The sequence below is a fragment of the Streptomyces sp. S.PNR 29 genome, from assembly GCF_030386795.1.
Taxonomy (GTDB): domain Bacteria; phylum Actinomycetota; class Actinomycetes; order Streptomycetales; family Streptomycetaceae; genus Streptomyces.
Map to the genome: position 1 here is coordinate 335,722 of NZ_JANUQM010000001.1, position 9,214 is coordinate 344,935.

General features: G+C 70.2%; 10 protein-coding genes. 7 read left to right on the forward strand and 3 right to left on the reverse strand.

Features of this window, described 5'->3' with window-relative positions:
- Positions 1-46: 46 nt before the first annotated feature.
- Positions 47-901: a tRNA pseudouridine(38-40) synthase TruA gene (truA, locus tag NW895_RS01710; protein ID WP_289933212.1), complete on the forward strand. Its 855-nt coding sequence runs from the start codon at positions 47-49 to the stop codon at positions 899-901.
- Between the two features lie 18 nt (positions 902-919).
- Here truA and NW895_RS01715 read toward each other — a convergent pair whose 3' ends face one another.
- Positions 920-1,798, reverse strand: a complete 879-nt coding sequence (locus NW895_RS01715; protein WP_289933213.1) for a hypothetical protein — start codon at positions 1,796-1,798, stop codon at positions 920-922.
- A 157-nt stretch (positions 1,799-1,955) separates the two neighbouring features.
- Between NW895_RS01715 and NW895_RS01720 the strand changes: the two genes are divergently transcribed.
- From NW895_RS01720 to glmM, 4 genes are all read left to right on the forward strand, one after another.
- Positions 1,956-2,417, forward strand: coding sequence for a hypothetical protein (locus NW895_RS01720; protein WP_289933214.1), 462 nt, complete (start codon positions 1,956-1,958; stop codon positions 2,415-2,417).
- Positions 2,418-2,619: 202 nt separating this feature from the next.
- Positions 2,620-3,063, forward strand: a complete 444-nt coding sequence (gene rplM, locus NW895_RS01725) for a 50S ribosomal protein L13 (protein WP_031118775.1) — start codon at positions 2,620-2,622, stop codon at positions 3,061-3,063.
- A 42-nt stretch (positions 3,064-3,105) separates the two neighbouring features.
- Positions 3,106-3,618, forward strand: coding sequence for a 30S ribosomal protein S9 (gene rpsI / locus NW895_RS01730; protein ID WP_003998795.1), 513 nt, complete (start codon positions 3,106-3,108; stop codon positions 3,616-3,618).
- Positions 3,619-3,814: 196 nt separating this feature from the next.
- Complete coding sequence (gene glmM / locus NW895_RS01735; RefSeq protein ID WP_289933215.1) at positions 3,815-5,173, forward strand: phosphoglucosamine mutase; 1,359 nt, start codon at positions 3,815-3,817, stop codon at positions 5,171-5,173.
- Positions 5,174-5,251: 78 nt separating this feature from the next.
- Here glmM and NW895_RS01740 read toward each other — a convergent pair whose 3' ends face one another.
- Both NW895_RS01740 and coaA read right to left on the reverse strand, forming a co-directional pair.
- Entirely contained in the window at positions 5,252-6,190 is a 939-nt protein-coding gene (locus NW895_RS01740; RefSeq protein WP_289933216.1) for a DUF389 domain-containing protein, read from the reverse strand.
- A 23-nt stretch (positions 6,191-6,213) separates the two neighbouring features.
- On the reverse strand, positions 6,214-7,182 hold the full coding sequence (gene coaA / locus NW895_RS01745) for a type I pantothenate kinase (protein WP_289933919.1): 969 nt from the start codon (positions 7,180-7,182) through the stop codon (positions 6,214-6,216).
- A 182-nt stretch (positions 7,183-7,364) separates the two neighbouring features.
- Between coaA and NW895_RS01750 the strand changes: the two genes are divergently transcribed.
- Complete coding sequence (locus NW895_RS01750) at positions 7,365-8,375, forward strand: ATP-binding cassette domain-containing protein (protein WP_289933217.1); 1,011 nt, start codon at positions 7,365-7,367, stop codon at positions 8,373-8,375.
- Complete coding sequence (locus NW895_RS01755; protein ID WP_289933218.1) at positions 8,372-9,181, forward strand: ABC transporter permease; 810 nt, start codon at positions 8,372-8,374, stop codon at positions 9,179-9,181. Before NW895_RS01750 ends, NW895_RS01755 begins: the two co-directional genes overlap by 4 nt.
- Positions 9,182-9,214: the final 33 nt, after the last annotated feature.

Sequence of the window (9,214 nt, forward strand, 5' to 3'; positions counted from 1 at the left end):
CGACGGCAATCTGCCTTGAGAGGATCTGCCTTGAGAGGATCCAGGGGTGAGTGACGAAGTACAGCCCGGATACGTACGTGTCCGCCTCGACCTGTCCTACGACGGGACCGAGTTCTCCGGATGGGCCAAACAGGCCGGGGGACGGCGGACCGTGCAGGGAGAGATCGAGGACGCTCTGCGGACCGTCACGCGGTCCCGGGAGACGTACGAGCTGACCGTGGCCGGGCGCACCGACGCCGGGGTGCACGCCCGGGGGCAGGTCGCCCATGTCGATCTGCCGCGCGAGGTCTGGGCCGAGCACCACGGGAAGCTGCTGAAGCGGCTCGCCGGGCGGCTGCCCAAGGACGTACGGGTGTGGGCTCTCAGGGAGGCGCCCAGCGGCTTCAACGCGCGTTTCTCGGCGGTCTGGCGGCGGTACGCCTACCGGGTCACCGACAACCCCGGCGGGGTCGACCCGCTGCTGCGGGGCCATGTCCTGTGGCACGACTGGCCCCTGGACGTCGACGCCATGAACGAGGCGGCCCGCGGGCTGCTCGGCGAGCACGACTTCGCCGCCTACTGCAAGAAGCGGGACGGGGCCACGACCATCCGTACGCTGCAGGAGCTGAGCCTGGTGCGCGGTGAGGACGGGATCATCACCGCCACCGTCCGGGCGGACGCCTTCTGCCACAACATGGTGCGCTCACTGATCGGGGCGCTGCTGTTCGTGGGGGACGGGCACCGGCCGCCGGACTGGCCCCGGAAGGTGCTCGCCGCCGGCGTGCGGGACTCGGCGGTGCATGTCGTACGGCCGCACGGGCTGACGCTGGAGGAGGTCGGCTACCCCGCCGACGAGCTGCTCGCCGCGCGGAACAAGGAGGCGCGCAACAAGCGGTCGTTGCCGACGGCGGGGTGCTGCTGAGCGGAAGCGGGGCCGGAGCTACCCGGTCGCCGCGGCCGACGCCTGGGCCTCGCCCCGGCGGCGGATCTGCCGGAAGGTGAACTCGGCCAGGTCGTCGCCGGTGGAGAACACCGCCGTGTCCTTGTCCGTGACGTCCTTGCCGTTGGTGAAGCCGGCGATGGTGAAGTAGGCGTACCGGCCGTAGGAGTTGGTCGTCGAGCGGCAGACGGCGCCGTCGCAGAAGTTCTTGACGCCCTTGCCGGGCAGGGCCTTGACGATGCTCTTGGTGTCGGCCTGGCCCTTGGCCCTGCTCGCCTGCGCCTCGGTGTCGAAGACGGCGACGCCCACCGTCACCGCGACGCCGTCCCTGGTGTAGGTGACGCGCATCAGGCGAGTGCAGTCGTTGGAGGTCAGGACCTTCGGGAGGGTGCCCTGGGCGGCCGAGGCGCAGTCCTTCGTGTCGGCCGTCGTGCCCTTCTTGTACACGGTCTCGCCCATGGTCAGCTGCGTGCCCGGGAAGAGGATGCCGGGGGCGAGCGGAGCCGTGTCCTTCTTCACACTGGATATGAAGTCCTTCGGATCCAGCGGGGCCGGCGCGCTCGTCGGGGCGAACGACGGTGCCGTGGCGCTCGCGCTCGGGATGTCGGCGGTCGAGGGCAGCTGGGAGGTCGGCTCGTTCGACGCCTGGGTGCTGTCGTTCGCGGACACCACGGCCACGGCCACGGCGGCCGCGACACCCAGGGTGGCCAGCGCACCGCCGCCGATGAACAGCACGCGGCGCCGTTTGTTGCGGGCCTCCGACGCCTCGGCGAGCGCGGCCCAGTCCGGGGTCTGGCCACTGCTGCTGGACCAGGGCTGCTGCGAATGCGGTTTCCAGGGATCCCACTGGGACTGAGGTCCCCCCTGCCCATAGCTCATGGGCCGCATCTTAGACGGGGTAAGAGGTGTGCTGGTCCGCCACAGGAAGCTCAGGAGCCCCTAGCGTTCCTCCAATGAGGATGGGCAAAAGCGACATCTCCGGGTGGTTGGTGCGACCGGCGGACACGGGTCCGCGGGTCGTGTTCGCGGCGGTCCGGTGCGCAGTGGCGGCGAGGCGGTGACGGGGGTGCTGCTGCTGGTGAGCCGGGGCTGGTGGGTGGCGGCGGGCGTGGCCGCACTGCTGATGCCGGTCCCGCTCGGGCCGGTCGGCGGCGCCCTGCCCCTGCTGGTCTGGGCGTACCGCCGGCGGCGCCGCGCCCGCCCCGGCCTGCCGCGGCTGACCGGAGCGGCCGCGTCCCTGATCCTCTCGGCGTTCCTCGCCTCCGGAGCCTGGAACGGCCACTGCCTCCCGGTCGTCCTGTCGCTGCTGCTCGGCGGGCCGGTCCCGCGCGGTCCCTGGTTCTGGCTCGCGCTGGTTGCCCGGGTCCCGGGCCTGACCTGGTTCTCCCCGGCGGTGGCGCGGCGCGGAGTCACGCGGGGTGCGTTCCTGCTGTGCGTGTGGGCGGTCGCGGTGATGTGCCGTCCCGTCCGGCGTCCGGGGGCCAGGCCGCCGTTTTGACCGGCTACAGCACCGCAGGTATCCTGCTTGTTCGTTGTGTATTGGCTTGCTCATTCTCACGGGACGGGCCCTTACACCGGTCCACCGGGCCGATGACCAGCGACCAGCACGCGGTTTGCGTCACCGCGGTGCGGTCAAGGCTGTCGTGATCGTTTCGGTGACCTTGTCTAGGACCATTCACTCGAAGCGAAGGCTACGAACCGTGCGTACGTACAGCCCCAAGCCCGGCGATGTGACGCGCCAGTGGCACGTCATTGACGCTCAGGACGTCGTCCTGGGCCGTCTCGCCTCCACCGCAGCGACCCTTCTCCGGGGCAAGCACAAGCCGATCTACGCGCCGCACGTCGACGCTGGTGACTTCGTCATCATCATCAACGCCGACAAGGTGCACCTGTCCGGCAACAAGCGGACCCAGAAGATGGCGTACCGCCACTCCGGCTACCCGGGTGGTCTGCGCTCCGTCCGCTACGACGAGCTGCTCGACAAGAACCCGGAGAAGGCCATCGAGAAGGCCGTCAAGGGCATGCTCCCCAAGAACTCCCTGGGCCGTCAGATGCTCTCGAAGCTGAAGGTCTACAAGGGTGACCAGCACCCGCACGGCGCGCAGCAGCCGCAGCCGTACGAGATCACCCAGGTCGCGCAGTAAGTCCGGCCACCCCCTAAGACTGAAGAGAATCTGAGGAGAATCGTGGCCGAGACCACTGCCGAGCAGCCGCTCGAAGAGCTTGACATCGACAGCTACACCACCGAGTCCGAGGTCCCCGTCGAGGGCGAGTACACCTCGGAGTCCCTGGCCTCCCGCTTCGGCGAGCCCCAGCCGGCCGCCGGCCTGGGCCGCCGCAAGAACGCCATCGCCCGCGTCCGGATCGTCCCGGGCACCGGCAAGTGGAAGATCAACGGTCGCACCCTTGAGGACTACTTCCCGAACAAGGTGCACCAGCAGGAAGTCAACGAGCCCTTCAAGGTGCTTGAGCTGGAAGGCCGTTACGACGTCATCGCCCGCATCGCCGGTGGCGGTGTCTCCGGTCAGGCCGGTGCGCTCCGTCTCGGTGTCGCCCGCGCGCTGAACGAGGCCGACGTCGACAACAACCGCGGCCCGCTGAAGAAGGCCGGCTTCCTGCGCCGCGACGACCGTGCGGTCGAGCGGAAGAAGGCCGGTCTGAAGAAGGCCCGCAAGGCTCCGCAGTACAGCAAGCGCTAAATCGCTGCCTGCGGGCCTGGCCCTACTCCGAACGCCCCGGCGGCACGCCAATGTGCCGCCGGGGCGTTCGTTTATCGCCAGGCGTGGGCGTATAACGACAAAAGGCGCCCAATGCCTTGTGTGATCGGATGTTCAGGCATCGCTCCGGCAGGGCGGGGAGATTGCCTCCGATTCTGACGTTTCCTCAGGAGGACAAGTGGGACGACTCTTCGGCACGGACGGCGTGCGCGGTGTCGCCAACGCGGACCTGACGGCCGAGATGGCACTCGGCCTCTCCGTCGCCGCGGCGCACGTGCTGGCCGAGGCGGGCACGTTCGAAGGACACCGGCCGACCGCGGTGGTCGGGCGTGACCCGCGCGCGTCCGGGGAGTTCCTGGAGGCCGCGGTGGTCGCGGGCCTCGCGAGCGCCGGCGTGGACGTGCTGCGGGTCGGCGTGCTGCCGACGCCCGCGGTGGCGTTCCTCACCGGTGAGCTGGGCGCCGACCTCGGCGTGATGCTCTCCGCGAGCCACAACGCCATGCCCGACAACGGCGTCAAGTTCTTCGCGCGCGGCGGCCACAAGCTCGCCGACGAGCTGGAGGACCGCATCGAGACCGTGTACGAGGAGCACCGCCGGGGTGAGCCGTGGGAGCGGCCCACCGGTGCGGGCGTCGGGCGGGTCCGCACGTACGACGAGGGGTTCGAGCAGTACGTCGGGCATCTGCTGGGCGCGCTTCCGCACCGCCTCGACGGGCTGAAGATCGTCCTCGACGAGGCGCACGGCGCGGCGTCCCGGGTCTCGCCGGAGATCTTCGCGCGGGCCGGGGCCGAGGTCGTCACGATCGGCGCCGAGCCCGACGGGCTCAACATCAACGACGGGTGCGGCTCCACGCACCTGGACCAGCTGAAGGCCGCCGTCGTCGAGCACGGAGCCGACCTCGGTATCGCGCACGACGGTGACGCCGACCGCTGCCTGGCCGTGGACCACACCGGCGAGGAGGTGGACGGCGACCAGATCCTGGCCGTGCTCGCGCTGGCGATGCGGGAACGTTCCGCTCTGCCGGCCGAGACGGTGGTGGCGACCGTCATGTCCAACCTGGGCTTCAAGCTGGCCATGGAGCGTGAGGGCATCCGGCTCGTCCAGACGGCGGTCGGTGACCGGTACGTCCTGGAGGAGATGAAGGAGCACGGTTTCACGCTCGGTGGCGAGCAGTCCGGGCACGTGATCATCTCGGATCACGCCACGACGGGTGACGGCACGCTGACCGGCCTGATGCTGGCGGCGCGGGTCGCCGAGACCGGCCGTACGCTGCGCGAGCTGGCGTCCGTCATGGAGCGGCTGCCTCAGGTGCTGGTGAACGTGCCGGACGTGGACAAGTCGCGGGTCGGTTCGTCCGCCGAGCTCGCGGCCGCGGTGGCGGACGCGGAGCGGGAGCTCGGGGCGACCGGGCGGGTGCTGCTGCGGCCGTCGGGGACGGAGCCGTTGGTGCGGGTGATGGTGGAGGCCGCGGACATCGAGCAGGCGCGGTCCGTGGCGGGGCGGTTGGCTGATGCGGTCAAGTCGGCTCTGGGATGAGCTCCGGTTTCGGCGTGGGGATTCTGTGCGCTGCGGGCTGCGGGAGGTCCGTGGCTGGTCGCGCAGTTCCCCGCGCCCCTAGGGGGCGTGGTTGCGCCCGCGTTGGGTGGACCAGAGCCACTTCTGCGCGAGCAGGGTGAGGGTGCCGGCGAGGATGATGCCGAGCAGGTTCAGCAGGAGCTGCTCCGTGGAGCCCCAGGTCTGCTTGGTGTCCCCGTAGCTGAGGGCTACGGCGGCGTTGGCGGCTGCCGGGACCGTTGTCACGGAGATGGCGACACCCACAAGGGCGCCGGACTTGGCGGACGTCAGGGAGAGGGTGCCGGCGGCGCCGGCCAGGACCGCCACGACGAAGGAGAACCAGTCGGGGGCGTAGATGAAGCCGGTGTTGGGCCGGTCGGCTTTCAGCCGGGCCTCGCTGAACAGGTCGACCGCGTCCATGAAGAGACTGAAGCCGACCGTCACCGCCATCGCCACGGCGAAGCCGGCCAGCAGCGCGATGAGCGAGCGCAGGGCGAGGCGCGGCGCCCGCTGCACCAGGGCCGTGCAGATGCCCGCCAGCGGCCCGAACTCCGGCCCGACCGCCATCGCGCCCACGATCAGGATCGCGTTGTCCAGCACCACACCGCAGGCAGCGATCATCGTGGCGAGCGTGATGAAGGCGATGTAGGTGATGGAGAGGGTCGACTCCTCGTGCGTGGCGTCCGCCAGGTGCTCCCAGAGCACCGCGTCCGCGGCCTCGCCCGGCGCCTCCTCCTCCGCCCTGTCGGCCCGGTCGGACAGCGACAGGTCGATGTTCTCGACGGCGATGGAGCCGGCCTTGTCGAGGTCCAGTGCCCTCAGCGCCCCGAGGAGCTCGTCGCCCGCCTCGCGGGCCACGTCGCACATCACGACGTCCCCGGAGGGGTTGCGGGCGGCGCCCGGCATCACCACGAGGTGCGTGGTGCCGACCGTGCTCTCGATCAGACGGACCACGTCGTCGGTCTTCCCGGACGGCGTGATCAGACGCAGATGCAGCATGGTGCCTTCTTATCAGCCGGTCGTCACAGCTTCCGCAGGCTCAGGCGCTGCACCTTGTGGTCCGGGCCCTTGCGCAGGACGAGGGTGGCGCGGCCGCGGGTGGGGGCGATGTTCTCCACCAGGTTCGGCTTGTTGATCGTGCGCCACATGGTGCGGGCGTAGTCGAGGGCCTCCTCCTCCGAGACCTGGGTGTACTTGCGGAAGTACGAGGAGGGGTTCTGGAAGGCGGTCTCGCGCAGCTTGCGGAACCGGCTGAGGTACCAGTGCTCGATGTCCTCGGTGCGGGCGTCGACGTACACGCTGAAGTCGAAGTAGTCGGCGAGGCCGACCCGGGTGCGGCCGTCCTTGCCGGGCAGGGCGGGCTGCAGCACGTTCAGGCCCTCGACGATCAGGATGTCGGGGCGGCGGACGGTGAGCTTCTCGCCGGGGACGATGTCGTAGATGAGGTGGGAGTAGACGGGGGCGGTGACCTCGTCCTTCCCCGCCTTGATGTCGGCGACGAACCGGGTCAGGGCGCGGCGGTCGTATGACTCGGGGAAACCTTTCCGCGACATCAGGCCGCGGTCCGTGAGCTCCTTCGTGGGGAGCAGGAACCCGTCGGTGGTGACCAGTTCCACGCGGGGGTGCTCCGGCCAGCGGGAGAGGAGGGCCTGGAGGAGGCGTGCGACGGTCGACTTCCCGACGGCGACCGAGCCGGCGACTCCTATCACGAAGGGCGTGCCGGACTGGGAGCCCCCTTCGCCGAGGAAGGTGTTCAGCGCGCTCCTCAGGCCGTCCGTGGCCCCGACGTAGAGGTTGAGCAGCCGCGACAGCGGGAGGTAGATGTCCCGCACCTCGTCGAGGTCGATGACGTCACCGAGGCCGCGCAGCTTCTCGACCTCCTCGGCCGTCAGCGGCAGCGGCGTCTTGTCGCGCAGCGCGCTCCACTCGGCTCGGGTGAGGTCGACGTAGGGAGTCGCCTCCGGGCGGTTCCGGTGGGCGCTCCGGGGCATCGAGGAGACCGGAGAGATCACAGTCCATTGTTAACGGAGTTCGAACGGGGCGGAGGGTGGGGTGCGTCACGCGGGTCCTCGGCGGGCGGAATCGAGCCAGGAGGGGAATGTCAGTGGCGTGCGTCACAGTTGTGACAAGGGTGGGCCCGGCCGGGGTCCACGAACCCCCCGAGGGGATGACCATGACGTACGCGATCGAGGCGGAAGGCCTGGTCAAGCGGTTCAAGGACACCGAGGCACTGGCCGGTGTGGACCTGGGGGCCCGCAGGGGCTCGGTCCTCGGGCTGCTGGGCCCCAACGGCGCGGGGAAGACGACGGCGGTACGGATCTTCGCGACGCTGCTGCGACCCGACGCGGGCCGGGCCCAGGTGGCCGGCCACGACGTGGTCCGGGAGGCCGGGGTCGTCCGCGCCCTCGTCGGACTGACCGGGCAGTACGCGGCCGTGGACGAGAACCTGACCGGTATGGAGAATCTGCTGCTCATCGGGCGATTGCTCGGTCTGCCGCGACGGGAGGCCAGGGCGAGAGCCCGGGAGCTGCTGGAGCGTTTCCAGCTGACGGACGCGGCCGGGCGGGCGGTGAAGACCTTCTCCGGAGGCATGCGCAGACGCCTGGACCTCGCGGCCAGCCTCGTGGGCCGGCCCAGCATCCTCTTCCTCGACGAACCGACCACCGGCCTGGACCCGCACAGCCGCGGTGAGCTGTGGGACCTGTTGCGCGGCCTGGTCGCGGACGGCGCGACCGCCCTGCTGACCACCCAGTACCTGAACGAGGCCGATGTGCTCGCCGACGACATCGTGGTGATCGACAAGGGCCGGGTGATCGCCGAGGGCACCCCGGACCAGCTGAAGTCCCAGGTCGGCGGTCAGGTACTGCAGCTGCGGCCGGTGCTGGCGCAGGACCTGGCGCGGGCGCACGCGCTGGTGGCCCGGGCGGCCGGTCCGCAGACGCAGATCGAGGGCGAGACGATCACCGCGCCGGTGAAGGAGACCGAGCTGATGCCGGCCGTGGTGCGCGCGCTCGATCGTGAGGGGATCGCGGTGGGTGAGCTGGCCCTGCGCCGGTCGTCGCTGGACGAGGTGTTCCTCGCCCTGACCGGCCACCGCGCCGAACCGGGCGAGCCCGAGGGCAACGGCGGCGCGGCCGTCCGGGACGATGACGGTGAGCGCCGGAAGGCGGTGATGGGGCCATGACCGCCACCACCATCACCGCGCCGGTCACCGCATCGGGCCGCGTACCGCCGCTCGCCGCGCTGCGGCAGACCTTCACCATGGCCTGGCGGAGCCTGGTCGCGGTCAAGCACAACCCGCTCGAACTGGTCGACTACAGCATCACGCCGATCATGTTCGTGTTCCTCTTCACCTATGTGCTGGGCGGGCAGATGGCCGGCTCGCCCGAGGCGTATCTGAAGTACGCGCTGCCCGGGATCATCGTGCAGAACACCCTGTTCATGACGATGTACACGGCCATGGCGCTCAACACCGACCTCACCAAGGGCGTCTTCGACCGGCTGCGGAGCCTGCCGATAGCCCGCTCCGCCCCGCTCATCGGGCGGATCACCGCCGACCTCGCCAAGCATGTGTGGGCACTGCTGCTGATGATCGGCCTCGGCCTGCTGCTCGGCTTCCGGGTCACGGGCGGGTTCGGCGGCTTCCTGCTCGGCACCCTGCTGGTGGTGGTGTTCGCCGCGGCCGTGTCGTGGAGCGCGGTGCTGATCGGGATGCTCGCCGGTGACGCGGAGAAGGTGCAGGCGTTCGCCTTCACCCTCATCTTCCCGATCACCTTCACCAGCAGCGCGTTCGTCAGGGTGGACACCATGCCCGGCTGGCTCCAGGCGTGGAGTGACGTCAACCCGGTCACTCATCTCTCCGACGCCTTCCGCGGTCTGCTGCTCGGCGGTCCGGTGGCGGAGCCGGTGCTGTGGTCGCTGGTCTGGGCGGCGGGGATAGCGCTCGTGTTCTATCCGCTGGCGATGAGGGCTTACCGGGCCAAGACGTGAGGGTGCGTGTGGTCCGGGGTACGGCGAAGGCCC

Bases quoted from the DNA above. Each gene is read 5' to 3' on its own strand.
- NW895_RS01755 (WP_289933218.1), top strand. From the start codon at position 8,372: ATGACCGCCACCACCATCACCGCGCCGGTCACCGCATCGGGCCGCGTA.
- NW895_RS01740 (WP_289933216.1), bottom strand. From the start codon at position 6,190: ATGCTGCATCTGCGTCTGATCACGCCGTCCGGGAAGACCGACGACGTG.
- NW895_RS01750 (WP_289933217.1), top strand. From the start codon at position 7,365: ATGACGTACGCGATCGAGGCGGAAGGCCTGGTCAAGCGGTTCAAGGAC.
- NW895_RS01715 (WP_289933213.1), bottom strand. From the start codon at position 1,798: ATGAGCTATGGGCAGGGGGGACCTCAGTCCCAGTGGGATCCCTGGAAA.
- coaA (WP_289933919.1), bottom strand. From the start codon at position 7,182: ATGCCCCGGAGCGCCCACCGGAACCGCCCGGAGGCGACTCCCTACGTC.